This is a genomic window from Methylobacterium sp. P3_A11 (genome assembly GCF_056403155.1).
Window position 1 is genome coordinate 1 of sequence record NZ_JBFUGA010000042.1, and the last position, 23,924, is coordinate 23,924.

21 protein-coding genes are annotated in these 23,924 nt (G+C 70.8%); 13 read left to right on the forward strand and 8 right to left on the reverse strand.

Features of this window, described 5'->3' with window-relative positions; genetic code table 11:
* A partial coding sequence (locus AC1DXK_RS14635) for a hypothetical protein (protein ID WP_477298132.1) occupies positions 1–243 on the forward strand: 243 nt, incomplete at its 5' end.
* Here the strand turns inward: AC1DXK_RS14635 and AC1DXK_RS14640 are convergent.
* From AC1DXK_RS14640 to AC1DXK_RS14650, 3 genes are all read right to left on the reverse strand, one after another.
* Positions 213–1,181 carry a DMT family transporter gene (locus AC1DXK_RS14640; protein ID WP_457104525.1) on the reverse strand — a complete coding sequence of 323 codons (969 nt, stop codon included), beginning with the start codon at positions 1,179–1,181 and terminating at the stop codon, positions 213–215. The genes AC1DXK_RS14635 and AC1DXK_RS14640 overlap by 31 nt on opposite strands.
* Positions 1,178–1,453 (reverse strand): translation initiation factor IF-1, encoded by a 276-nt coding sequence (infA, locus tag AC1DXK_RS14645; protein ID WP_012320343.1) that lies wholly within the window; start codon positions 1,451–1,453, stop codon positions 1,178–1,180. The genes AC1DXK_RS14640 and infA overlap by 4 nt, the downstream gene beginning before the upstream one ends.
* A 211-nt stretch (positions 1,454–1,664) precedes the next feature.
* Positions 1,665–2,801, reverse strand: coding sequence for a branched-chain amino acid ABC transporter substrate-binding protein (locus tag AC1DXK_RS14650; RefSeq protein WP_457104526.1), 1,137 nt, complete (start codon positions 2,799–2,801; stop codon positions 1,665–1,667).
* Positions 2,802–3,013: 212 nt separating this feature from the next.
* Between AC1DXK_RS14650 and AC1DXK_RS14655 the strand changes: the two genes are divergently transcribed.
* Positions 3,014–4,219, forward strand: a complete 1,206-nt coding sequence (locus AC1DXK_RS14655) for an amino acid aminotransferase (protein WP_457104527.1) — start codon at positions 3,014–3,016, stop codon at positions 4,217–4,219.
* Between the two features lie 4 nt (positions 4,220–4,223).
* Positions 4,224–5,255, forward strand: coding sequence for a hydroxyacid dehydrogenase (locus tag AC1DXK_RS14660; protein WP_457104528.1), 1,032 nt, complete (start codon positions 4,224–4,226; stop codon positions 5,253–5,255).
* A gap of 196 nt (positions 5,256–5,451) precedes the next feature.
* On the opposite strand, the gene AC1DXK_RS14665 is transcribed toward AC1DXK_RS14660, so the two are convergent.
* From AC1DXK_RS14665 to AC1DXK_RS14680, 4 genes are all read right to left on the reverse strand, one after another.
* A complete protein-coding gene (locus tag AC1DXK_RS14665; protein ID WP_457104529.1) occupies positions 5,452–6,285 on the reverse strand; it encodes an NAD-dependent epimerase/dehydratase family protein in 834 nt (277 codons plus the stop codon).
* A 16-nt stretch (positions 6,286–6,301) separates the two neighbouring features.
* A complete protein-coding gene (locus tag AC1DXK_RS14670; protein WP_457104530.1) occupies positions 6,302–7,597 on the reverse strand; it encodes an MFS transporter in 1,296 nt (431 codons plus the stop codon).
* A 319-nt stretch (positions 7,598–7,916) separates the two neighbouring features.
* The gene (locus AC1DXK_RS14675; RefSeq protein ID WP_457104531.1) at positions 7,917–8,978 is read right to left on the reverse strand and encodes a lactonase family protein; all 1,062 of its coding nucleotides are present in this window, start codon (positions 8,976–8,978) and stop codon (positions 7,917–7,919) included.
* Positions 8,979–8,992: 14 nt separating this feature from the next.
* The gene (locus AC1DXK_RS14680; RefSeq protein WP_457104532.1) at positions 8,993–10,300 is read right to left on the reverse strand and encodes an alpha-hydroxy acid oxidase; all 1,308 of its coding nucleotides are present in this window, start codon (positions 10,298–10,300) and stop codon (positions 8,993–8,995) included.
* 185 nt (positions 10,301–10,485) lie between these two features.
* Here AC1DXK_RS14680 and AC1DXK_RS14685 point away from each other — a divergent pair, with 185 nt between their 5' ends.
* The 6 genes from AC1DXK_RS14685 (at position 10,486) to AC1DXK_RS14710 (ending at position 17,330) form a co-directional block, all read left to right on the forward strand.
* Complete coding sequence (locus tag AC1DXK_RS14685) at positions 10,486–11,526, forward strand: LacI family DNA-binding transcriptional regulator (protein ID WP_457104533.1); 1,041 nt, start codon at positions 10,486–10,488, stop codon at positions 11,524–11,526.
* 107 nt (positions 11,527–11,633) lie between these two features.
* Positions 11,634–12,305, forward strand: a complete 672-nt coding sequence (locus tag AC1DXK_RS14690; RefSeq protein ID WP_457104534.1) for an aspartate/glutamate racemase family protein — start codon at positions 11,634–11,636, stop codon at positions 12,303–12,305.
* Between the two features lie 3 nt (positions 12,306–12,308).
* The gene (locus AC1DXK_RS14695; protein ID WP_457104535.1) at positions 12,309–13,103 is read left to right on the forward strand and encodes a hydroxypyruvate isomerase family protein; all 795 of its coding nucleotides are present in this window, start codon (positions 12,309–12,311) and stop codon (positions 13,101–13,103) included.
* A gap of 184 nt (positions 13,104–13,287) precedes the next feature.
* Positions 13,288–13,989: a substrate-binding domain-containing protein gene (locus AC1DXK_RS14700; protein WP_457104536.1), complete on the forward strand. Its 702-nt coding sequence runs from the start codon at positions 13,288–13,290 to the stop codon at positions 13,987–13,989.
* 209 nt (positions 13,990–14,198) lie between these two features.
* Complete coding sequence (locus AC1DXK_RS14705) at positions 14,199–15,830, forward strand: ABC1 kinase family protein (RefSeq protein WP_457104537.1); 1,632 nt, start codon at positions 14,199–14,201, stop codon at positions 15,828–15,830.
* 312 nt (positions 15,831–16,142) lie between these two features.
* The gene (locus tag AC1DXK_RS14710) at positions 16,143–17,330 is read left to right on the forward strand and encodes a sensor histidine kinase (RefSeq protein ID WP_457104538.1); all 1,188 of its coding nucleotides are present in this window, start codon (positions 16,143–16,145) and stop codon (positions 17,328–17,330) included.
* Between the two features lie 20 nt (positions 17,331–17,350).
* Here the strand turns inward: AC1DXK_RS14710 and AC1DXK_RS14715 are convergent, their stop codons facing one another.
* On the reverse strand, positions 17,351–17,692 hold the full coding sequence (locus AC1DXK_RS14715) for an Hpt domain-containing protein (protein ID WP_457104539.1): 342 nt from the start codon (positions 17,690–17,692) through the stop codon (positions 17,351–17,353).
* Positions 17,693–18,161: 469 nt separating this feature from the next.
* On the opposite strand from AC1DXK_RS14715, the gene AC1DXK_RS14720 reads away from it, so the two are divergent.
* The 4 genes from AC1DXK_RS14720 to AC1DXK_RS14735 all read left to right on the forward strand — a co-directional run bounded on the left by AC1DXK_RS14720 (position 18,162) and on the right by AC1DXK_RS14735 (position 23,879).
* A complete protein-coding gene (locus AC1DXK_RS14720) occupies positions 18,162–18,836 on the forward strand; it encodes a YfdX family protein (RefSeq protein WP_457104540.1) in 675 nt (224 codons plus the stop codon).
* Between the two features lie 724 nt (positions 18,837–19,560).
* Positions 19,561–21,024 (forward strand): sensor histidine kinase, encoded by a 1,464-nt coding sequence (locus tag AC1DXK_RS14725; RefSeq protein ID WP_457104541.1) that lies wholly within the window; start codon positions 19,561–19,563, stop codon positions 21,022–21,024.
* Positions 21,009–22,409: a sigma-54-dependent transcriptional regulator gene (locus AC1DXK_RS14730; RefSeq protein ID WP_457104542.1), complete on the forward strand. Its 1,401-nt coding sequence runs from the start codon at positions 21,009–21,011 to the stop codon at positions 22,407–22,409. Before AC1DXK_RS14725 ends, AC1DXK_RS14730 begins: the two co-directional genes overlap by 16 nt.
* A gap of 147 nt (positions 22,410–22,556) precedes the next feature.
* Positions 22,557–23,879 carry an MFS transporter gene (locus AC1DXK_RS14735; RefSeq protein WP_457104543.1) on the forward strand — a complete coding sequence of 441 codons (1,323 nt, stop codon included), beginning with the start codon at positions 22,557–22,559 and terminating at the stop codon, positions 23,877–23,879.
* Positions 23,880–23,924: the final 45 nt, after the last annotated feature.

The following is a 23,924-nucleotide window of genomic DNA, read 5'->3' on the forward strand; positions in this document are numbered from 1 at the left end:
GCGCAGGCGCGCGACGGGATCGGCGCCGGCGGCGCGGCCGCGCTCGGCGTTCTCGGCGGCCTCGCGGTCGGCGGCGCCATCGCGTCGTCTAACAACGGCTACTACCCGGGCCGTCCGGTCTACCGCGCCCCGCCGCCGGTCTACGTCGAGGAGGATTACGGCCCGGTCTGCCATTTCGAGCGCCGCCGGACCGTCGATCCCTACGGCGACGTCTACGTCCGCCGCGTCCGCGTCTGCGAGTAGGCGGCCTCCGGGGTCGCCTCGGCGGCGAGGGCCGGTTTCAGGCGCTCGGCGCAGGCGATCCCGCCGAGCACCAGAGCCAGGGCGACCGCTTCCGTCGCCCCGAACGGCTCGCCGACCAACAGGACGGCGAGGATCGCGCCGAAGATCGGCACGAGGTTGACGAACAGGCCGGCGCGGTTCGGGCCGATCAGCTCGACGCCACGCATGAAGAAGAGCTGCGCCAGCAGCGACGGGCCGAGGCCGACGAACGCCACCATCACCCACCCCTCGCGGTTGGGCCAGACCGCGTGGCCCGTCGCCCATTCGACGGCCAGCGGCGGCAGGGAGGTGACGAGGGCCGCCAGAGCCATGGCGGAGAAGAACGTCAGCGCCGGCACCTTGGGGCGTGTCGGCAGGAAGATGGTGTAGCCGGCGTAGAGCAGGCAGGCCCCGAAGACGAGGACGTCGCCGCGGTTGAAGGCGAGGTTCGTCAGGACCGACAGATCGCCGTGCGTGGCGGCCAGGCCCGCGCCGACCAGCGTCAGAGCCACGCCCAGCATCTGGCCCGGCGTGACCGGCACCCGATAGGCGAGGCGGTTCAGAACGATCACCAGCACGGGGATCGCGCCCTGGAACAGGGCGAGGTTGATCGCACCCGTATGGACGCCGGCCGCATAGAACAGGCAGTTGAAGGCCGTGTAGCCGAGGCCGCCCATCAGCAGGATGCGCAGCCGGTGCGGCCGCAGCTGCGGCCAGGCGGCAACGAGGCGGCGGCCGGCAAACGGGATGAGAACCCCGCAGGCGACGGCCCAGCGCAGGGTCGTGATCACCTGGGGCGAGACGTGGCCCGGCGCCCAGCGACTGGTTACGGCGTTTCCGGCCCAGAGCAAGGCCGTGAGGGTGAGCAGCAGATAGGCTGACGCGGCCGCGGGAGCCCGGGCCGCGTGCCCGGTCCTCAACGGCGGCGGAACTGGCCGCCCCGCACGGGCGGACGCGGTCCGGAGGAGCGCTCGTCCTTGTGGCGGAACACCAGACGCCCCTTCTCCAGGTCGTAGGGCGACATCTCGACCGTCACCCGGTCACCCGCCAGCGTCTTGATGCGGTTCTTCTTCATCTTGCCGGCCGTGTAGGCCACGATCTCGTGGCCCTGGTCGAGCTGCACGCGGTAGCGCGCATCCGGCAGGATCTCGATCACGAGACCGTCGAACTGCATCAATTCTTCTTTCGCCATGCACCTTCTCCAGTCGGACCGTCCGGCAGCAGGCGTTCCGGCAATGCGTGTTCGGCTGTCATCGAGCTCGGGAAACGCCGCAGGGCGCGGATCCGATCCGACGGATCGCCCGCGCCAGCTCAGCAGCACAGCCCGCATGTAGTCGCCCGGGGAACCGGCGGCAAGTCACGGCGGCTGAACCAGTTCCGTCATCGACATGAATCGCCGCCGGTCAAGGCTCCGCATCATTGCCGGCATAGTCGAGGCGCCCATCCGGTGTCCGGCGCCAGATCCGCAGGGCGATCGGCGTTCCGGACCGGTCGCCCCGGGCATCGAAGCCGACCGGGCCGAGAAGCGTCCGGATCTTGCCGGCCCGTAGGGCCTCGGCCACCCGTCGGCCGTCGGCGATCCGGCCGGTCTTCGGGTCGGCCGCGCGGGCGTGCTCGACGGCCTGCGCCAGCAGCTCGACGGCCGCGTAGGCTCCCGCTGCAACGCTCTCCGCCTCCGGGCCGCGCGGCGTCGACCGGCCAGCGCGCGGTTCGGGCAGGCGCGGCGGGTCGGGGACCAGCGTCATCACGGTCCCCTCCCCGTCCCCGACCGCCGCGGCGGCGAAGCCCGGATCCAGGATGCCGTCGCTCGCCACCAGCGTCCCGCCGAGCCCGGCGTCCCGCATCGCGCGGAGGAGCGCGGCCGCCTCGAGCGCGAGGCCGCCGAAATACACAACCTCGATCCGCGCCGCCTTCAGCCGGGCGACGACGTCCGCGGGATCGCGGCTGCCCCGGGCGAAGCTGTCGAACAGCACCTCCGGCGTGCCCGCCTCCTTCAGCCGCGTCGCCACCGCGTCGGCGAGACCGCGGCCGAAGGTCGAGCGGTCGTTGACGATGCCGACGCGGCGCCCGGCGAAGGTCCGCGCGAGATAGGCTCCGGCCGCCCGCCCCTGCTGCGCGTCGCTCGCGCCCAGCCGGAACAGGTTCCACAGGCCGCGGCCGGTGAGCGGCGTGTAGGTCGCGCCGGGCGCCACCATCACGGCCCCGGCCTCCTCGTAGGCCGGGGCCGCGGCGGCGACCGCGCCGGATTCGAGAGGCCCGACCACGAGGCGCACCCCGTCGGCGGTGAATTTGCGCGCGACGGCAACGGCCTGCCGTCCCTCGCCGCCATCGTCGGCGGGGATCAGCACCCAGCGCGGGCGCCCTCCGGCGGCCCGGTTCAGATCGGCCACCGCCTGCTCGGCGCCCTGGCGGAGCCCCTGGCCGAAGGCCGCGTCCGGCCCCGTCAGCGGAGCCGACAGGCCGATCCGGACCGGCGCCTGCGCGGCGGCCGGGGTGGCGGCCAGGAGGCCGGCGAGGATCGGGGCGAGGCGACGCATCATGGCGGCACTCTATGGCCGATGGGCCGCCCTTCGGAAGAGCGGCGCAGGAGGCGAGGAAGGATCGTTGAGCGGATTGCGATGCTGATGCGCGCCGAAGCGCTGGCGGGCCGGCGCGATGTGCGGAATAAGGGGCTCCGGCCCGGCCCGTTGCCGGGCATGACGGGGCGCCCACGCGCGTCGCCGCCGAAGACCCTCTGGGACGATTGACGATCATGACCTCGCTGTTCGCCGGCATCCAGGACGCGCCGCTCGATCCGATCATGCGCCTGTTCGAGGCCTTCAACGCCGATCCGAGCCCGAAGAAGCTCAACCTCGTGGTCGGCGTGTACACGGATGCCGACGGCAAGGTGCCGCGCCTGCGCGCCGTGCAGACCGCCGAGAAGCGCTGGATCGAGAAGGGCCTGCCCAAGACCTACCGGCCGATCGAGGGCACGAAGCCGTTCCGCGACGCGGTCCAGGAACTGCTGTTCGGGAAGGGCGCCCCGATCCTGTCGCAGAACCGGGTCGCGACGCTCCAGAGCATCGGCGGCACCGGCGCCCTGAAGACCGGCGCGGACGTGCTCGCCAAGCTCTATCCGAACGCCAAGGTCGCGGTGAGCAATCCGAGCTGGGAGAACCACAAGGCGCTGTTCAGCCAAGCCGGCTTCACGGTCGTCGACTATCCCTATTTCTCGGCCGAGACCGGCAGCGCCGACTATTCGGCCATGAAGGCCTATCTCCAGGATCTGCCGAAGGGCTCGATCGTGGTGCTGCACGCCTGCTGCCACAACCCGACCGGCGCGGATCTCACCCTCGACGAGTGGCGCGACCTCGTGCCCCTGATGGCCGAGCGCGGCCTGATCCCGTTCCTCGACATCGCCTATCAGGGCTTCGGCAACGGCCTCGACGCCGATGCCGAGCCGGTGCGCCTGTTCGCCGAATCCGGCCAGGAATTCCTGGTCGCCTCGTCGTTCTCGAAGTCGTTCTCCCTCTATGGCGAGCGCGTCGGCGCGCTCACCATCGTGGCCGAGAACCCCGCCGCGAAGGCCAAGGTGGAGGCCTTCGCGAAGCGTCTCGTCCGCGCGAGCTACTCGAACCCCCATACCCATGGCGCCGCCATCGTCGAGATCGTGCTGACCGATCCGGAGCTGCGCGCCGACTGGGAGCGGGAACTCGGCGAGATGCGCGACCGGATCCGCGCCATGCGCGAGCGGATGGCCGACAGCCTGCAGCAGCGCCACCCGGAGCGGGGCTTCGACGCGATCAAGGTGCAGAAGGGCATGTTCTCCTACACGGGCCTCAGCCCCGCGGAGGCCACCCGCCTGCGCGAGGAGCACGAGGTCTACGCCCTGGAGACCGGCCGCATCTGCGTGGCCGCGGTCAATACCCACAACATCGACCACGTCATCGACGCGATCGACGCGGTGGTGAAAGGCTGAGGCCGTGGCGGCCCTCAAGCGCGTCTGCCGGTTCAACGTCTGGATCAACCCGATCTTCGACGCGCGCTTGAGGGCCGAGCCCGACATCGGCCTGCAGGTCGGCGACCTGCAGGGGCCCGAGGGCACGCTCCAGGCGATGCTCGAGCAGGCTCACGTCTTCCACGTCTCCCCGGCGCGGGACGAGCTGCCGCGTCGCTGGCATGTCACGGACGACCTGCTCGCGTCCTGCCCGAACCTGCTGGCCGTCTCGTCGGGCGGCGCGGGCTTCGACACGATCGACGCCGCCGCCTGCACGCGGGCGGGCGTCGCGGTCGTCAACCAGGTGGGCGGCAATGCCCGCTCGGTGGCGGAACTCGCGATCGGCCTGATGCTCGCCGTCTCGCGCAAGATCTGCGTCTCGGACCGGCTGCTCCGGACCGCCCGCGGCTTCCCGCGGGAGTCGCTGATGGGCCACGAGATCGGCGGCTCGACCCTCGGCCTCGTGGGGATCGGCCATACCGGCCGGGCGGTCGCCAAGCTCGCACGGGGCTTCGACATGCGGGTCCTGGCCTACGATCCCCTGCTCTCGGCCGACGAGATCCGGGCGCGCGGCGCGGAGCCGGTGGGCCGGGCGCAGCTCCTCGCCGGGTCCGACATCGTCTCCCTGCACTGCCCCCTCGACGACACGACGCGCGGCAGCTTCGACGCGCAGGCCTTCGCGGCGATGAAGCGGGGCGCGCTGTTCATCACCACCGCCCGGGGCGGCGTCCACGACGAGGCGGCACTCGCCGAGGCGCTGGCATCGGGGCATCTCGCGGGAGCGGGCCTCGACGTCTGGTCGCCGGAACCGCCGCCCCTCGACTCCGCCCTGCTGAAGCTCGACACCGTGGTGGCGACCTACCACACCGCCGGCGTCACCCACGAGGCGCGCCGGAACGTCGCGTCCTGGGGGGCCGAGCAGGTGATCGGACTGCTCAAGGGCGAGCGGCCGCCGCGCCTCGTCAATCCGGAAGTCTGGCCCGCCGTGCTGGAGCGCCGGGCGCAGCTGTTCGGTTGAGCTTCGCGACGCTGCCGTCCACACGCCTCCAGCGATCGGCCCGGATCGCCTCATCCTGAGGTGCTGCTCAGCAGTCCCGGAGGCATTCAGATACCGCTGCGATCCCAGGAGACCTCGGTCGCGGCGGCCGCCGCGCGTCCGCGCTCCGGGATGAGGTCGCGGGCGGGACCAGTCGGGTCGAATGACCCTGCGCGTTTCACCGCGCGGGCGGTTCGCGGCGCGAATAGTCGATCGCGGTGAACCCGCCGCCTTGATGGCGCTCCACCACCGGGTTGCCGCTTGTCTTACCCTCCAGGGCCGGTGCGTAGGCATCGGCGCTGTCCTGCGGTGCCCAGCCGATCACGGCCCGCCCGTCCTGCCGCCACCACGTCATGCGGCTGTTGTTCGAGGCGCCCCAGATCACCACCGAGCCCTTCGGCCCAAGGGTCGGCGCCAGGGTGGCGCGGGTGATCAGCCGGGTCAGGTCGGCGTAGGACAGCCACGTGGCCAGCATCCGCGCGTCGGTGGGCTCCGGGAAGCAGGAGCCGATGCGCAGGAAGACGCTCTCGACCCCGTGCTTGTCGCGGTAGAGTCCGCCCATCAGCTCGCCGTAGGCCTTGGACAGGCCGTAATAGCCGTCCGGCGCCAGGGCGCAGTCGTCGTCCAGCACCTCGGACCGTTCGTGGAACCCGATGGCGTGGTTCGAGGAGGCGAAGACCATCCGCGCCCCTTCGCGGCGGGCCGCCTCGTAGGCGTGGTAGAGGCCGCGGATGTTGGGGCCGATCACCGTCTCGAACGGATGCTCCACCGAGATCCCGCCGAAATGGAGGATCGTGCCGCAGCCCTCCGCCAGCCGCAGGATCGCCGGCCCGTCCTCCAGGTCGGCGGCCTGGAAGCGTGCGCCCTCGGGCAGCGGGTCTGGGAAGGGCACGCGGTCGGTGAGCCGGAGCGTCCAGCCCTGCGCGGCGAGCGCCCGGCTCAGGATGCGCCCAAGGGCGCCGGAGGCGCCGGTCAGGAGGACGGGTTTCTGCGGGACGGTCTCGGCGCTCATGGGTGCTGCTCCTGGGTCAGATGGCCTTGGCYGCGGCCAGGGGGCCGGCCTGCGCCGGGGTACGCGGCCGCCGGACGAAGATCGCCATGGCGACGACGCCGGCCGCCGCGATCAGCGCGGCGATCACGAAGGCGCTGGCGTAGCCTCCGAGATACTGCACCGCCAAGCCCGTGGCGGTCGGCCCGATGATCCCCGAGATGTTGCTCAGGAGGTGGATGAAGCCGCTGACCCCGCCGACCCGTGCCTCGGGCACCAGTTCGTGGATCGTCGCCCAGCAGGATTGCACGGAACTCGTCAGCATCAGCACAGCGAGCGCGATGAGCGACACCGCCATGGCGGTGCTGGTCGCGGCGTTGACCGCGATCAGGGCGACGCCCGCGATGGCGAGGGGCACGATCGTGGTGATCTTCCGGGCGGCCAGCTTGTCGCCCATGCGCGTGTAGACGAAATCGGCCACCACGCCCCCGCCGACATAGCCGACGAAGCCGCAGGCCCAGGGGATCGAGGCGACCAGCGCCATCTCCTTCACCGGCATGTGCAGGGCGTCGGTGAGGTAGCTCGGGAGCCACGAGAGGAAAATGTAGAGCGTGTAGTTCACCGCGAACATGCCGAGGCCGAGCGACAGGGTGCTCGGAAGGACCAGGTATTCCTTCAGGGAGCGGGCATGGTCCGAGGGCGCGAGGTGCGTGACAGCCCGGCTGCGCTCTACGAGGGCGATCTCCTCCGGGTCGACCCGGGGATTGTCCTGCGGCCGGTCGGTCATGAGCATGCGCCAGGCGACGACCCAGAGGAGGCCGACGGCGCCGATGGCCACGAACGCCACCCGCCAGCCGTACTGGATCGCCAGCAATCCGACCACGGGCGCGGCGACGGCGCTGCCCACCGTCTGGCCCGAGAAGGTGAAGCCGATGGTCCGGGCGGTCTCCTCGCGGGGGAACCACGTGGTGATGGTGCGGTTCGTGGTCGAGTTCATCGGTCCCTCGGCGAAGCCGAACAGGGCGCGGACGATGAACATCTGGGCGAAGCCGGTCACAGCGCCGGTGAGCATGCACAGGATCGACCACGCGGCGGCGGCCCAGCTGTAGACGCTGCGCGGCCCGTAGCGGTCGGCAAGCTGCCCGCCCACGAAGGCGAAGATCGCGTAGCCGAAGAAGAACGTGCTGAAGATCACCCCGAGTTCGGAGGGTGACAGATTGAGGTCTTGCTTGACGAAGGGGGCGGCGACGCCGAGCGCGGCGCGGTCCATGTAGTTGATGATCCCGGCTATAAACAGCAGGAAGGCGATCATGAACCTGTAACGCTTGACGAACATTGCGTTTCCTTCCGATGGTATTCTGATTTTTCTTGTTGTTTTGAGATATGCTGGCGCGATTTCAGAGATGGCTGCCGGCGGCGGGACTACTGCTTCCCGTGCGGGCTATCGAAGTCACACGGCGTGCGTCGGCGACGGCCTCCCTCTCCCGTGCGGAAGACGGGACCTGCGCCATATCGTGTGCCTGTCTGCCCGGGACCGTCGCGCTCCATCGCCAGCGCCGGACTCCACCGGAGAAGTCTGACCATCGCAGCCCGAGTGTCGGACGGAGGGTGGCGGGTCGGCCCCGCCGTGAAAGCGGACAGGTTCCAGGCCTTCGTCACAGGAACGCGAGGGTGCAGGGGCTGAGGCTCGGACGTGATCCCGTCCGGGTGAGGTCTCCGCGCGCGGGATCGATGGCGAATTCGACCAGGCCATCTCCCTGCTCGTTGGCGACGAGCAGGTGATCGCCGTCCGGCGCCACACTCATGAAGCGCGGGTCGCGACCGCCGGAGGACGTCCAGCCGAGGGGATCGAGCCGCCCGGCGACGTCCACCTGGAAGCGCGCGATCCCGTCCTGGCCGCGGTTCGACGTGTAGACGAACCGGCCGTCCCGCGTGACCGCGATGGCTGCGGCGGTGCTGGCGCCGAAGAAGTCCGGAGGTAGGGTCGGGGCGAGGTGCAGGGGCGTCAGCGTGCCGGTTTCCGCATCCCAACGGCAGGTGGCGACGCTCGAGTCCAGTTCGTTGACCAGGAAGGCGAGGGGCGCGTTCGGATGGAACGCGATGTGGCGCGGCCCGGCACCCGGCCGCATCGCCGTCTCCGAGGCCACCGCGAGGTGATCGCCGTCCAGCCGCAGGACGAAGACCCGGTCGAGTCCCTTGTCGGGCACGAGTACGTGGCGCCCGTCCGGTGCCATGACCACGTGATGCGGGTGGGCACAGGCCTGCTCGGTCCGGTGCGGGCCGGGCTCGCCGGGCAGCGACAAGACGTGGCAGGCGGGCTCCAGGCCGCCATCGGGGCGCACCGGCAGCAGTGCGACAGAGCCGGTGGCGTAGTTGGCGACGATGAGGAAGCGCCCGCTCGGATCGAGGGCCTGATGGACGCTGTTGGTGCCGCCGGTCGCCGCGCTCCCGAGGGCGCGCAGGGTACCGTCGTCCGCCACCGCGAAGGCGCTGGCCGCCTCGCCATCGCCCTGGACCGTGTAGACCACGGCGCGCCGGGGGTCGGCGACCAGGAAGGACGGGTTCGTCAGCCCCTCCACCCCGCCGAGATGCGTCCAGGCCTCCAGGCCCCCGTGGGTTCGGTAGACGTCGATGCCCCGGCCGCGGGCCTTGCGCCGCTCCGTTGTGAAGCAACCGACAAAGGCGAGGCCGAGAGGGCGGAGGGCTGCGTCGGTCATGCGGCGTGTCCGGTTCAGCCCCGCCGCGGGACGCGACGGAGGAAATCGGGGTTGAGTTCGGACAGGCGGTTGACGCCGATCAGCGCCATGTCGCGGTTCAATTCCTCTTTGAGGATCCGCATCGCGTGCTCGACGCCCGCCACGCCGCCGAGCGCGGCGGCAAACATGAACGGCCGGCCGAGCAGGACGAAGTCGGCGCCGAGCGCCAGCGCCTTCATCACGTCGGTTCCCCGCCGGATGCCGCTGTCGACAATGATCTTCAGGCCGCCCTTCCGGGCGGCGATCTCCGGAAGAACGTCCAGCGGCGCGATGGCGTAGTCGAGCTGGCGGCCGCCATGGGTCGAGAGGATCACGCCGTCGGCGCCGCACTCCCGGGCGATCTCGACATCCTCCGGAGACAGCAGCCCCTTCACCAGCAGGTTGCCGGACCAGCGCTTGCGGATCGCCTCCAGGTTCTTCCACGAGAGCTGGTCGCGGGCGATGGTGTTGCGTACCGCGCCCTGGGACATCATCGGCGGCCCGCGCTCGGCCTCCGTGTTCTCGAAATGCGGCGCGCCGTGCTTGAGGAAGGTCCGGGCGACGGTCCCCAGCAGCCAGCGCGGGTGGGTCGCGCTCTGCCATGCCACCTTGGGTGTGACCTTGATCGGCATGGAGAAGCCGCTGCGGATGTTGTGCTCGCGGTTGCCCAGCGTCGGCGTGTCGGCGGTGACCACGAAGGTCCGGTAGCCGGCGGCCTCGACCCGGTCGAGCAGGCGGTCGATCCGGTTCTGGTCGCCCGGCAGGTAGCCCTGGAACCAGGCCTGCGGGTTCCGGGCGTGCACGTCCTCCAGCTTGATCAGCGAGGAGGCGCTCAGGCACATCGGCAGATTCATCCGTCGCGCCGCCTCGGCGAGCACGATGTCGCCCCGGTAGGCGATGAAGGCGGCCCCGCCAAGGGGTCCGATTCCGAAGGGCGCCGCGTAGGTCTGGCCGAACAGCGTGGTGGCGGTGTCCCGGGCCGAGGTGTCGCGCATCAGCCGCGGCACGAGGGCGTAGTCGGCATAGGCGCCGCGGCTCTGCGCCAGGGCGGAACCGGTCTCCACCCCGCCGGACACGTACTGGAAGATCATCGGCGGCAGGAGCTTGCGCGCGTGGCGCTCGAAATCGTCCAGCGCCAGCAGGTCGCGGAACCGATAGGGCGTGACCGCGTCGCTGCGCTTCAGGCTGGTAACGAGCGCCTGCGGGGCCGCGATGCCGGCCGCACTCGCGTCGGCTCCGCCCACCGTCGGCGCCGCGCGCTCCGGTGCTCCCGCGACGGAGGCCGGCCGGTCGAGCGTCGCCATCCGCGTCTCCCCGAGGATCGTCCGGGGCGTTGGCAACCATCCCGGACACGTTTTTTGAAAGCGCTTTCAGATAGCCAGGCCGCCCCAGGAGTGTCAATATACTTCCGGATCCGGCCGGCCGTCCGGGTGGAGGCGCACGCTGAGACCCGCCCGCTGCGCATCCGGATCGGTCAGGAGAACTTTGCGTGCTGGACCTGCCGGGTGAGATTCTCGACGCCGCGCCGCGAAGTCCCGTAGCGCGCGACGTCGCCCGCCGCGCCGGGGTCTCGACGGCCACGGTCTCCCGGGTGCTCAACGGTTCGGCCGGTGTCCGGGCGGACAAGCGCGAGGCGGTGATGCGCGCCGCCCAGGACCTCGGCTTCGTCGCGAACGGCGCCGCCCGGGCGCTCTCGACCCGCCGGTTCATGGCGGTGGGCGCGGTGGTGCCCAACATCGAGAACGAGGCCTTCGTCCGGGTCCTGTCGAGCTTCCAGGACCGGCTGCGGCAGGCGGGCTACACGCTGGTCGCCGCCAATGCCGGCTACAACATCGAGGACGAACTGCGGGAAGCGACCTTCCTGCTGGAGCGCGGCGTCGACGGGCTGATGCTGGTCGGCGACATCCATCACCCGGACCTGCACGCCCGGATCGCCCGGACCGGCATCCCGATGGTGCAGACCTTCAGCCTGTCGCGGGAACGCCCCTGCGTCGGGTTCGACAACGCCGCCTCGGCGGCCCGGGCGGCCAATTACCTGATGGATCTCGGCCACCGCCGGATCGGCGTGATCTCCGGCCTGCGCAAGGACAACGACCGCGGCGGCGCGCGGGTGACGGGCATCGCGCAGGCGCTCGCAGCCCGAGGTCTGGTGCTCGCGCCCGAGCACGACATCGAGATCTCCTACGGGATCGGCGGCGGCCGCGACGGCTTTCGCCAGATGCTGGCCGGCGGCCCGCCGCCGACCGCGATCATCTGCGGCACCGACCAGATCGCCTTCGGCGCCATGATCGAGGCTCGAGCCCGCGGCCTGTCTGTCCCCCGCGATCTGTCGGTGATCGGCCACAACGATTCCGACTTCGCGCCCTTCCTGGACCCGCCGCTGACGACGATCCGCATCCATTCCGCCGAGATCGGCCACGCCGCAGGCGACCACCTGATCGCCCGGATCCAGGGCAAGCCGATGGTGCGCCTCACCGAGATCGACGCCGAGTTGATCCTCCGCGCCAGCACCGCGCCGCCCCCGCGCTAGATCGCCGGAGGCGAAGTTGCGCTATCTTGCCCCCTGTTTGAAATCGCTTACAAGCTGAGGACCCGCGTTCCGGCCCAGGCCGGTGCCCGCAGAACCCGAGACGCAGCATGGCCCCCCGCATCGTTCTCCTGCACGCGACGCCGGTCGCGATGGCGCCGATCCAGGCCGCGTTCACGGAGCGCTGGCCGGAGGCCGAGACGGTCAACCTCCTCGACGACGGCCTGTCGCTCGACCGGGCGAAGGAGCCCGGCGCGATCTCGGAGGGCATGATCGAGCGCTTCGTGCGGTTCGGCCGCTACGGCCACGACATGGGCGCCGACGGCATCCTGATCACCTGCTCGGCCTTCGGACCGGCCATCGACCGGCTGATCGAGACCCTGCCGGTCCCGGTGCTCAAGCCCAACGAGGCGATGTTCCGGGCCGCGATCGCGCAGGGCGAGCGGATCGGCATGCTGGCGACCTTCGGGCCGTCCATCGGCACGATGACCGACGAGTTCGAGGAATTCGTGGGTCAGGCCGGGGGCTCGGCCACCCTGCGGACGATCCTGGTGGACGACGCCATGGTGCGCCTGCGCGCCGGCGACACCGAAACCCACAACCGGCTGATCGCCGAGCGGGCTCCGGACCTCGCCGATTGCGACGCGATCATGCTGGCGCATTTCTCCACGTCCCGGGCCGCCGAGGCGGTGCGCAGGGTTGTGAACGTTCCGGTCCTGACCGCCCCCCACGCGGCGGTGGACCGGATGCGCGCGATGATCGAGACCGGCAGGAGCGCCTGAACCATGAAGCTCGGTGCCTTAAAGGACCGCCTCAGCGGCCATTGCGGCTTCCTGTTCACGGAGTTGCCGCTCGCGGAGCGCTTCGCGGCCGCCGCGCGGGCGGGCTTCCGCGCGGTCGAACATCCGAACCTGTTCGCGACTCCGGCCCGGGAGGTGGCGGCCTGGCTCGAGGGGGCGGGCGTGCCCCTGATCCAGACCGGTTTTCCCGCCGGTGACGCGAGCAAGGGCGAGAAAGGTTTCGCGGCGCTCCCCGACAAGGTCGATCATTACCGCTCGACCATCGAGCCGACCCTCGACTACGTGGCGCAGCTCGGCTGCCGGATGGTCCACCCGATGGCGGGAGTCCGGCCAGCCGGCGTCGAACGGGCGCGCCTCTGGGAGACCTATCTCGAGAACCTCGCCTTCGCGGCCGACGCCGCGCGAGCACGGGGGATGACGGTGATCGTCGAGCCGATCGGACCGGGCTCGATCGCCAACTACGTGATCGACGACCCGCTGGTGGCGGTGGAGGCGATCCGCGCGATCGGTCGCGACAACGTCAAGCTCCTGTTCGACGCCTATCACTGCGTCTGCCTGGGGCACGACCCGGCGGCGCTGATCCGGGCGCACGCGGCCCTCATCGCTCATGTGCAGATCGCCGACGATCCGGGGCGGCACGAGCCCGGGACCGGCACGATCGCCTTCGATCCGATCTTCCAAGCGCTGGAGGCGGTCGGCTATGCCGGTTTCGTCGGCTGCGAGTATCACCCCGCTTCGGGCACCGAGGCGGGGCTCGGCTGGATGCGGTCGGCGACCTGAGGGAGCGCCTGCGACCGCGGCGCCGTCCTGGCCGGCGGAGCGGGGCAATCGCGGTGCGCGTGGCCCCGGTACCCGTGGCGGCGCACGCCCGCCTCGCTCTCAACGATGAAGGCTGCAGGCGGGGACACCACGCTCACCGGATCGCCGGGCGACCACGCCCTCAAGCAGGATGATCGGACACACCATGGCAGACAGGCAGAACGCGACGCGGTTGAAATGCGCCCTGGTGGTGCGCGGGGCCTTCGACGCGCATGTCATCCCGGCCTTCGAGGCCGCAGGTGACCGGGCGGCGATTCACTGGGCGCCCACCACCGTGATCATGAAGGCGCTCGCCGGGGGCGAGGCCGCCGACGCCGTCCTCGTCCTCTCGGACGCCATGGACCGGCTGGTCGCCGAAAGCCGGGTCGAACCGGAGACCCGGATCGACGCCGTCCGCTCCCGCTACGGGATCGCCGTGAAGGCCGGGGCGCCCCATCCGGACATTTCTTCTGTCGAGGCGCTGAAGCGCACCCTCACGGAGGCGCGCTCGGTGGCCTATTCCCGCGCGGGCGCCAGCGGCATCTATTTCGCCGGCCTGCTGCCGCGGCTGGGGCTCGCCGAGGTGGTCAACGCCCGGGCGACCATCATCCCGCAGGGCTTCACCGCCGAGAAGCTCGTCTCCGGCGAAGCTGACCTCGCGGTCCAGCAGATCAGCGAGCTGATGGTGGTGCCGGGGATCGAGGTGGTCGGGGCTTTCCCGGATCCGGTGCAGGAGGTGACGACCTTCTCGGCCGCGATCCTGCGCGGCGCGACCGACCGCGATGGGGCCGCCCGGTTCCTCGCCGGGCTGACGACGCCGGAAGCCGCAGCGGCATATCGCGCGAGCGGGCTGGAGCCGGCCTTCTGACACGTCGGGCGCGCTGAGAGGGCGAGATCCGGCGGCGGCGGCGCGAGCGCCGTGAAGCGATCCAGGGCGCGGCGACACCCGACTTCCGCGGGCCGCCCGCGACGCCGACGGCGCCCCCACACGGTTGACCGGGGCTTCGCGACCGCAAAAAAGTCCTTATGCTCGTGCTGTCCGGGCGACTATTCCCGTCCGAACGGATCGCGCCCTCCATGCTGAAGACAGCCTTCGTTGCCGCCCGCGACCGTCAGAGGCTGTCGGAGATCGCGACGATCCTGATCGGCTTCGGCGTCACCCGCGTCGTGGACCGGCTCGGCCTGCGCTACCTGCCACTGCTGCCGCGGCGCCAGCCTCGGGTCGACGTGACCCGCCTGTCCGAGCCCGAGCGGCTGCGCCGGGCGATCGAGGCCTTGGGCCCGACCTTCATCAAGTTCGGGCAGGTCCTGGCGAGCCGGCCGGACCTGCTGTCGCCGGCCTGGACCGAGGAGCTGCAGAAGCTCCACAGCCAGGTCGTGCCGGTATCGTGGGCACAGATCGGGCCGCAGCTCGAACTCGATCTCGGCGCCCCGCCCCAGGAAATCTTCGCCGAGTTCGACACGAACCCGATCGCCTCGGCGTCGATCGCCCAGGTCTACCGGGCGCGCCTGCATTCCGGCGAGGACGTGATCGTCAAGGTCCTGCGGCCGAACCTGCGCAAGATCATCGAGGCGGACTTGCGCCTGATGGCGCACGGCGCCCGCATCGTCGAGAACGAGTGGCCCGACATGGCCCGCTATCAGCCGCGGGAGCAGATGCGCCACCTCGCGGAGGGCCTGAACGGCGAACTCGACCTGCTGAACGAGGCGCGCAACTGCGAGCTGCTCGCTCAGATCTTCGAGGACCGCGACGACATCGTCTTTCCGAAGATCCACTGGGAATACTGCTCCGAGCGGGTGCTGGTGCAGGACTTCATCCACGGCATCCCGCCCAACGACGAGGCGGCCCTGCGCGCCGCCGGCGTCGACAAGAAGCTGCTTGCCCAGAAGGGCACCGACGCCTTCCTTCAGATGGCCCTGATCGAGGGCGTGTTCCACGCCGATCCGCATCCCGGCAACATGCTGGCGATGCCGGGCAACAAGATCGGCTTCATCGATTTCGGCATCATCGGGCGGTTGTCGCAGCGGCGGCGCTCGCAGCTCCTCGTGCTGATCGGTGCCATGCTCAAGCAGGACGCGGACGGCCTCATGGCCGTGCTCCTCGACTGGACCGGCACCAGCAATCCGGATCTCACCCGCCTCCAGGTTTCGGCCCAGTCCTTCGTGGAGAGCCACTCCTCGATCCCGCTGAACCTCGGGCTCGTGCTCACCGACTTCATGAACATGGCCCGCGAGAACGACCTCGCCATGCCCACCGATCTCGCCATCCTGTTCAAGGGGCTGGTGACCGCCGACGGCGTGATGCGCCACCTCGACCCGAACTTCGACCTGTTCGCGGCGGCCGGCCCCACGGTGCGGGCGAGCATGCAGACGCAGTTCTCGCTCTCGGCCCTCAAGCAGAAGGCCGAGGCGCTGGGCGTCGGCCTCTACGGCGCGGCGTCCGAGCTGCCGACCCTGATCCACCTGATGCTGGTGCGGTTGAAGCAGGGCCGCGTCACCGTCGAGATCGAGGTGAAGGGCCTCGACAAGGTCACCCGCGGCATCGAGCGCGCCGCCGCCCGTGTCGCCGTAGCCCTGGTGGTGGCGGCCTTCGCGACTCAGCTCGCGCCCCGCCTCATCGATCTCGGCACGCCGGTCTTCGTCTCAATTGGATTGATTATCTTCATCCTCGGGATCGGCTGGCTGGTGCTGCTGATGCGAAACAAGTAGCTGTCTTCGCACCCGCACAAGGCGAAAAAATCAGTCATCAGCCGAATCAAAATACCCGGCGCGATTGATTATCCGGCCCGTCATGCTAGCCTGACACATCCAACGATTCGCTCGGCAGCGGGCGGGATTCCGGCACAAGAAGCGGCTCGAACCGCCGGTGCTTCCCGCCTCCGATGTTGCATCGCCGCGCCTCGCGATCGGTGGACCTCCGGCGGCGCACGCACAGGCGCCTCGCCGGGACGACGAGGGGGGCGGGCGATGGGAGCGGGCATCGTATGGCCGCGGACCGACGGGGCGGAGCGCCGCGTCGATATGCTCGAAGCGGAGAATCGCCGCCTGCGCGGCTTGCTCACGCAGGCGACTTCGCAGGCTGACCGGGAGCGGCAGCGCAGCCAACGGCTCGGCCGCCTCATCGAAGCCGCCAGCCGTGTGGAGGCTGGACGCCTGGCCGCCGACCGCGTCGAGGCGCCCCGCGAACCGCCGCATGGATGCGATGCCGGCCACGTCGCCGAGGCGCGATCGCGCGGCGCCGGTGGCGGACGCCCGTCCGGGCCGCCGCAGGTCCTCAACGATTACCTGGAACTGCTCGACCGCGAGGGGTACCTGATCACCGCCAGCGAGGACGGTCCGGCCCTGTCCGCTGCCGAGGACGCGGCCGAGGCGATCGGCCGGCCCTGGATCGAGGCCTGGACGCGCGCCGAGGACCGGGAGGCCGCGGCGGCAGCCCTCGACCGGGCGCGGGCCGGACGGCCGAGCCGTTTCCAGGCCCAGACGGAGACCGGCGGCGTGATCCGGTGGTGGGACGTGGCCGTCACGCCGATCGGAGCGGCGCCGGACCGGCCCGAGCGGATTCTGGCCGTGTCGCGCGACATCACCGAGCTGAAGCTGACCGAGGCGCGCCAGACGCTGCTCATGCAGGAACTCGCCCATCGGATGAAAAACACGATGGCCATGGTCCAGGCCGTCGCGGCGCAGACCATGCGCAATGCGCCGTCGCTGGAAGCGGCCGGCGAGGCACTGGCGGCGCGGCTGCTGGCCCTCGCCAAGGCCCACGACGTGCTCCTGCAGGGCTCCTTCGCCCGAGCTTCCCTGACGGGTCTGGTGGAGGGGGCCGTGTCTCTCCACGGCGACGGCGTCGCCGGCCGCTTCCGCATCGCCGGCCCCGACCTGACGCTGGGTCCGCGGCACGGCATGACCCTGGCGCTCATGCTGCACGAACTCGGCACCAACGCGGCCAAGTACGGCGCACTCTCGGTGGCCGCCGGCTGGGTCTGCATCACCTGGAACGTGGCGGACGCGGAGGGTGTGCCGAAGCTCCGGTTCCGCTGGGAGGAAAGCGGCGGCCCGCCCGTGTCGCCTCCGACCCGCACGGGATTCGGCACCCGCCTTATCGCCCGCAGCCTCGCCCACAGCTTCGGCGGGACCGCGCACCTGACTTACCCGCGCGAGGGCGCGGTGCTGATCTTCGAGGCGCCCCTGGACGCCGTGACGGTCGCCTGATCGGGATCGGCAGGTCGGTGCTACGCGCTGAGCCGTTTCTGCGCCTGCAGATCCCGCAGGGCAGCGACCGTCCTGTCGCGCAGGCTTCTGAGGTGAACGAGGGAGCCCGTCAGTTCGTCACCGGCCATGGCGGACGCTTCCAGGTCGCGACAGGCCCTGGACAGTTCGGCACAGCCGAGCATGCCGGCCATCGAGACCATCGTGTGGGCCTCACGGCCGTAATCGTCATTGGGGCGATCCGGCCCTTCGAAGGCCGTGGCGAGGCCGATGACGAACCGGTCCAAGATACGGACGAGCTTCTCCTTGCCGATCACGGCGGTGAGTTCGTCGAGCACGTCCCGGTCCACCAGGGAGTGTGACACCGTCCGTCTCCAATAGCGGATCCGTGACACGATCCGGGACACGCGCAATCGGCGCGCGCGCTCCGGCTACTTGGATTACTCAGCAGCGTTTACACCGGCTTGCGTCGACTTTTCAACAAAGGGTGATCGGTTCGCGCGAGGCTGCAGGACGTCGTCCGCGGCCGTCGCAGGGCAGGCCCTGAGGCGTCGGATCGGTCGTCACGACGGCACCGCGCTTGCCAGCAACCGGCATCACGGCATTGCCGATTTTTAATGGAGCGGACATGCGACCAGATCATCAAATGTCTATTATCTGAATACGGAATGAACAAGGCGAGTGCAGATGAACGCCTTGCATCCGATATTGGAGGGAGATCAGATGATGATCCATCGGAAATCTATGGCTGCCGCCCTCATACTCACCACAATCCTTGGTGGAAGCGCCTACGCGGCCGAACAGACGACCCCGTCGCATGTCGGGACAGCGCCGGTGAGCCAGACCGCGATCAGCAAAGATGTCGGCAAACTCTCGCAGGACGGAGCCCAGGGCTTCAGGGATCTTCAACTCACCCGCCTCGCGATCTTCGAGGCCAATCCAGCCCAGGCCAAGGACCTGATTGCCAAGGCGCAGGCGGCTTTGGCGAAGGCCAAGACCGACGACGCGGTTTTCACGAAGGCCGAAGCCGACCTCAAGACACCCGGCGATATGGCAGGCAAGGCTGCCCCGCAGGCGACCAAGGCCGATGCCAAGCCGGCCTCCAAGGAGCAGGTCGCCTGGGTGCCGGTCGACGCACAGCTGACCTTGGGCGACGATTTCGTGGCCACGCCCGCCAAGGCCTCCGCTGTCACCGAGGCGAACAAGAATCTTGCCCAGGGCGACCAGAAGGGCGCCCTCGAGAAGCTCAAGCTCGCCGATGTCGACGTCAACTTCACCATGGCGGTCCTGCCGCTCGACAAGACGATCGACGACGTGGATCAGGCGGCGACGCTGATCGGACAGGGCAAGTATTACGAAGCCAACGCGGCCTTGAAGTCGGCCCAGGACACAATGCGGTTCGACGTGATCGATGCGGTGGCCGTGCCGCGGAAGGCGAACCCCGCGATGGCCGACAAGACGGCGCCGCAAGCCACCGGCGCGACCATCGGGGCCAAGTCCGGCCAGTGAACGTCCGTTGACGAACCGATCATCGCCGCAAGACCTCCGAGACCGGCCGGCGCAGCACGGATTGCGCCGGCCGCCCCTGGCCGCGGGTCCGGTCAGCTGTCTCGGAGGGGTTGCATGGGCAGGTTCTGGATCTCGGCCGTTTTCGGGTTCAACCTGATCTTGTCCAGTCCCCTGGCGGCATCCGCGCGGACGGCTGGCCTCCCAGTCTTCGGCACCCGGGCGATCTGCGCACCAGAGCAAAGGGCGGGCTCCGATCGCGTCGATCGCGCGAGTGACCGCGGCTGCCTATCCGACGAAACCGCTGCGCGGTGCACCTGGCTCAGGCGTTGGACGACCTTCGACGCAGCCGGACGCAGGACATACCGCGCGGAAAGGGAGATCGGCGGCGCACCTTCCTACGTGGCGATGCTAACCTGTCTGCAGCTCCGGAGCGACGCGCTGCCGGTCCGTCCATCGGGCTTTCCCGGGAACGGCGGCCCTGGGCACCGACACCGTCACCGCGTGAAGCCGGCCCCGGACAAGACCGAGCCTGACCGACCGGGCGCGGGCGCGTGACCCGGGCCGCAACGGCGGGAGACGATCATCGGGCGCCTCGATGGCCGGCGGCCGGTCGGGCTCGCCAGGCCGCCGAGTGGCCACGGTGGTGGACAATGGCTTAGGGATCGGGTCCTGGCGCACATGATGCCGCCGCGGGAGCCAGCGCCATGCCCGACCGGACTGCGCCGTGACCGCCTACAGCCTGCGCGCCCGGCTGCTCGCACTGTGGGTGCTGCTGCTCGCCTCCGCGGCCGCGACCGCCTACCTGATGTTCGGCGTGTACAGCCAATCGACGGGCGTCCAGGTCGCACAGGCCGATATCGAGGTCGGGCGGGCCTGCCGCGAGATCATCGACCGGTACGCCGCCCTGGTCCGGGGCCGCCGCGCCGGGATCGCGGCGGGGGACCTCGTCGGCGCCGTCACCGCGGCCCTCGCGGGCTTCCCCGGCATCGAGGGCGGGATCTGGAGCGCCACCGATGGGTCTATGGCCTACGCCTATCCGACTTACGAGGGGACCGGGCCGAAGACGGACCTTCCGGCGGCCGAGCACGACGCCATCGCGGCGCTGAACGCGCAGGTTCTGCGCGTCGACCACGCGGTTTCGGTGCGCCGGCCGAGCCGCACCCAGGTGCTGCTGCTCCAGGGCTGCGCCCTGCACGGGCCGACGGCCGGACTTACGGCGTGGTCCATGGGGCGGACGCACGTCACCGACGGCCCCACCTACACGCGCTTCCTCGCGGGTCTCGGCTTCCTGGCCGCGACCGTGCTCGGGTCGGCGGCCTTCCTGGGCTGGTTCCTGTACGGGTTCTCGGGACGGATCGCCCGGCTCGAAGCCGCGCTCGCCGCACCGCGCCCGGACGGCGAGGACCTGCCCCATCTCGACCGCACCGGCGAGCGCGAGTTCGACCGGCTGGTGGATGCCCTGAACGCCGCCGGTGGACGGCTGCGGGAGGCCCGAGCCCGCGTCGTGGCCGCCGAGCGGCTCGCCGCCGTCGGCCGGCTGGCGGCGAGCATCGCCCACGAGATCCGAAACCCGATCGCGGCGATGCGCCTGAAGGCCGAGAACGCCCTGGTGAGCGGCGATCCGCCCCGTGCCGCCGCGGCCCTGGAGGCGGTGCTGGGCCAGATCGCCCGGGTCGATACGCTGCTGCGCGACCTCCTCAACCTGACGCAGGCGCGCGCCCTCCACCGGACGCCGACGCCGGTGACGCCGCTCCTGGCCGAGTGCGCGCGCCTTCACGAGGACCTGGCGGCCGTGCGGGCGGTCCGGATCGCCGTCCTGGCGGAGGATCTGCCGGCGGCGGACCATCCGCATCTCGACCGCGGGCAGGTCGCCCGCGCCCTCGACAATCTCCTGCTGAACGCCCTGCAGCACGCGCCGCCCGGCGGCCAGGTTCGCCTCGATGCCGCGCGGGCCACGGTCGACGGCGCCGTGCGGTTGCACCTTCGCGTCACCGACACCGGTCCCGGGATCGATCCCGCGATCCGTGCCAGCCTGTTCGAGCCCTTCGTCACCGCCCGCCCCGACGGGACCGGGCTCGGTCTGGCGATCGTGCGCGAGATCGCCCTGGCGCATCGCGGCGAGGCCCGGCTGGTCGACGCCGCCCCCCACACCACCTTCCTCCTGGATCTGCCATGGCGACCATCCTGATCGTCGACGACGACAGAGCCCTGCGTGACGGGCTCGCCGAGACGGTGGCCGATCTCGGCCACACGCCCTTGCCGGTGGCCTCCGGCTCGGAGGCGCTAGCACGGCTGCGCGACGGCCCCGTGGCGGCCGTCCTCCTCGACCTGCGCATGCCCGGCGACCTCGACGGCATGGCCACGCTGGAGCGGATCCGCGCCCTGCCGGAACCGCCCCCCGTCACGGTGCTGACGGCCTTCGCCAGCCCGGCCAACACCATCGAGGCGATGCGCCTCGGCGCCCACGACCATCTCACCAAGCCGATCGGCCGTGCGGACCTCGCCGCCGTCCTCGACGCGATGCTGCGCGCGGCCCGGTCCGATCCGGGCGCCTCCGCCCCGCCGCCGGGGCACCCGGTGCTGATCGGGTCCAGCGCGGGCATGCGGAAGGTCCAGAAGACCATCGGCCTCGTGGCCGACAGTGCCTCGACGATCCTGATCCAGGGGGAGACCGGCACCGGCAAGGAAGAGGTCGCCCGGGCGCTGCACGCCTTCTCGCGGCGACGGGCGCGGCCGTTCGTCCCGGTCAACTGCGCGGCGATCCCAGCCGCCCTCCTTGAGAGCGAGCTGTTCGGGCATGTCCGTGGGGCGTTCGCCGGGGCGACCGCGGACCGCGCCGGCGCCTTCCACGAAGCGGAGGGCGGGACCCTGTTCCTAGACGAGATCGGCGACATGCCGGCGGCGATGCAGGCCAAGATCCTGCGGGTGATCCAGGATTGCGTCGTGACTCCCCTCGGGGGACGGGCCGCCCGGGTCGATGTCCGCCTCGTGGCCGCTACGCATCGCGACCTCCCGACCCTCGTCGCCGAGGGCCTGTTCCGCGCCGACCTGTACTACCGCCTCAACGTCGTGCCGATTACCCTGCCGCCGCTACGCGAGCGCCTGGCAGACATCGTGCCACTCGCCGAGCACTTCCTCCTCCCCTCCGGCAAGCGCCTGAGCGGCCCCGCGGCATCCCGCCTGCTGGCCTATGAATGGCCGGGCAATGTCCGGGAGCTGCGCAATGTCGTCGAGCGGGCGGCCGTTCTGGTGCGCGGCGGCGCGATCGCGGCGGACGCCATCGATCTGCCGGAACAGGCTGACCGCCGGAGCGACGAGACGGGACCGGCCGACTGGCTCGCCGGTGACCTGCCCGGGGCCGTGGCCCGTCTGGAGCGGACCATGATCGCCGCCGCGCTCCGCGACGCCGACGGCAACCGCGCCCGCGCCGCGCGGCGCCTCGGCATCCAGCGGCAGCTCCTCTACGCGAAGATCGAGCGCTACGGCCTCGGGGTGCCGGGCGCCGATCTGTCGGGAGAGGCGACAGCCGATGTCGCAAATCCCGACGCTTCGGGGGACGACGAGACCCGTTGAGGCTGTCCACACGAAGAGTTTCGGTCGAGCCCCGGCTCACGGCCGCTCCAGGCGGGAACCGATCGCGCGGGCCGACGTCGAGCACCGCGTGCGATGGTGCGGCCCCGACGGGCCGGCGCCGTCCGACGGTCGGGGGATCGCGGCAGGATGGACAGGATCGAGACAGGCGCGGGCGGCGACCGCACCCGGGCGCCCGCCGCGAAGGCCCTGCGCGGCCTCGACGCGCTGAACTTCTTCCTCGCCGACGTACGCGACGGTCTCGGCCCGTATCTCGCGATTTACCTGATCGCCGTGCGCGGACCCGACCAGGGCTGGAACGAGGCGACCACCGGCCTCGTCATGACCATCGCGGGCATCCTCGGCCTCCTGGCGCAGACCCCTGCCGGTGCGCTGATCGACGCCACGAACCACAAGCGCGCCGTGGTGATCGGCGGCGCCATCGCGGTGACCGCGAGCTGCCTCGTCTTGCCGTTCATCGCGAACTTCTACCTCGTGACCGCGACCCAATCGATCGCCCACGTCGCGGGCACGATCTTCCCGCCGGCGCTCGCCGCGATCACCCTCGGCCTCGTCGGCCCGAAGATGTTCGCCAAGCGGATCGGCCGCAACGAGGGCTTCAACCATGCCGGCAACGCGGTTTCGGCGGCGGTGGCCGGCGGCCTCGCCTACTTCTTCGGACCGGTCGTGGTGTTCTGGCTCATGGGCGTCCTCGCCGCCCTCTCGATCGGCGCCATGCTGATGGTCCCGGCCGACGCCATCGACAACGACCTCGCCCGCGGCATGACTGAGGACGAGGCGAAATCCCAGGCGGCGCAGCCCTCGGGCTTCAAGACGCTGCTGGGGAACCGTGCGCTGCTGCTCTTCGCGGTTCTCTGCGCGATCTTCCACCTCGCCAACGCGGCGATGCTGACCTCCGTTGGTCAGCTGCTGACCCACATCTCGGGCAAGGACCACGCGACCTCGCTGATCGCTGTCTGCATCGTGGCGGCCCAGTGCGTGATGGTGCCGGTGGCGATCTTCGTGGGCGCCAAGGCCGACGTGATCGGGCGCAAGCCGATCTTCCTCGCGGCCTTCGGGGTCCTCGCCCTGCGCGGCGTGCTGTACACTCTGTCGGACAACCCGTTCTGGCTGGTGGGCGTGCAGCTCCTCGACGGGATCGGTGCCGGTGTCTACGGCGCGCTCTTCCCGATCGTGGTAGCCGATCTCACCCGCGGCGGCGGCCGCTTCAACGCGGCCCAGGGCGCCGTCGCCACCGCCCAGGGGATCGGCGCCTCGCTCAGCGCGACGCTGGCGGGCGTGATCATCGTTTCGGCCGGCTACGCCACCGCCTTCCTGGCCCTGGCGGCCATCGCGGCGTTGGGATTTGTTCTGTACCTCGCCGTGATGCCCGAGACCCGGAGCACGGTCGCCGCCGGCGACAGTTCGGAGAGCGGAACCGGTCTCCCGCCCGCGGTGCCGGCGAACGCCTGACCGGCCGGCATCCCGCTCGCCGCAGTGCACTCGCCGGCCGCAGCG

Excerpts from the sequence above, each read along its gene's own strand:
- AC1DXK_RS14705 (WP_457104537.1), top strand. The coding sequence starts at position 14,199 with ATGCTGAAGACAGCCTTCGTTGCCGCCCGCGACCGTCAGAGGCTGTCG.
- AC1DXK_RS14680 (WP_457104532.1), bottom strand. The coding sequence starts at position 10,300 with ATGGCGACGCTCGACCGGCCGGCCTCCGTCGCGGGAGCACCGGAGCGC.
- AC1DXK_RS14695 (WP_457104535.1), top strand. The coding sequence starts at position 12,309 with ATGAAGCTCGGTGCCTTAAAGGACCGCCTCAGCGGCCATTGCGGCTTC.
- AC1DXK_RS14710 (WP_457104538.1), top strand. The coding sequence starts at position 16,143 with ATGCTCGAAGCGGAGAATCGCCGCCTGCGCGGCTTGCTCACGCAGGCG.
- AC1DXK_RS14675 (WP_457104531.1), bottom strand. The coding sequence starts at position 8,978 with ATGACCGACGCAGCCCTCCGCCCTCTCGGCCTCGCCTTTGTCGGTTGC.
- AC1DXK_RS14650 (WP_457104526.1), bottom strand. The coding sequence starts at position 2,801 with ATGATGCGTCGCCTCGCCCCGATCCTCGCCGGCCTCCTGGCCGCCACC.
- AC1DXK_RS14735 (WP_457104543.1), top strand. The coding sequence starts at position 22,557 with ATGGACAGGATCGAGACAGGCGCGGGCGGCGACCGCACCCGGGCGCCC.
- AC1DXK_RS14655 (WP_457104527.1), top strand. The coding sequence starts at position 3,014 with ATGACCTCGCTGTTCGCCGGCATCCAGGACGCGCCGCTCGATCCGATC.
- AC1DXK_RS14730 (WP_457104542.1), top strand. The coding sequence starts at position 21,009 with ATGGCGACCATCCTGATCGTCGACGACGACAGAGCCCTGCGTGACGGG.
- AC1DXK_RS14665 (WP_457104529.1), bottom strand. The coding sequence starts at position 6,285 with ATGAGCGCCGAGACCGTCCCGCAGAAACCCGTCCTCCTGACCGGCGCC.
- AC1DXK_RS14700 (WP_457104536.1), top strand. The coding sequence starts at position 13,288 with ATGGCAGACAGGCAGAACGCGACGCGGTTGAAATGCGCCCTGGTGGTG.
- infA (WP_012320343.1), bottom strand. The coding sequence starts at position 1,453 with ATGGCGAAAGAAGAATTGATGCAGTTCGACGGTCTCGTGATCGAGATC.
- AC1DXK_RS14690 (WP_457104534.1), top strand. The coding sequence starts at position 11,634 with ATGGCCCCCCGCATCGTTCTCCTGCACGCGACGCCGGTCGCGATGGCG.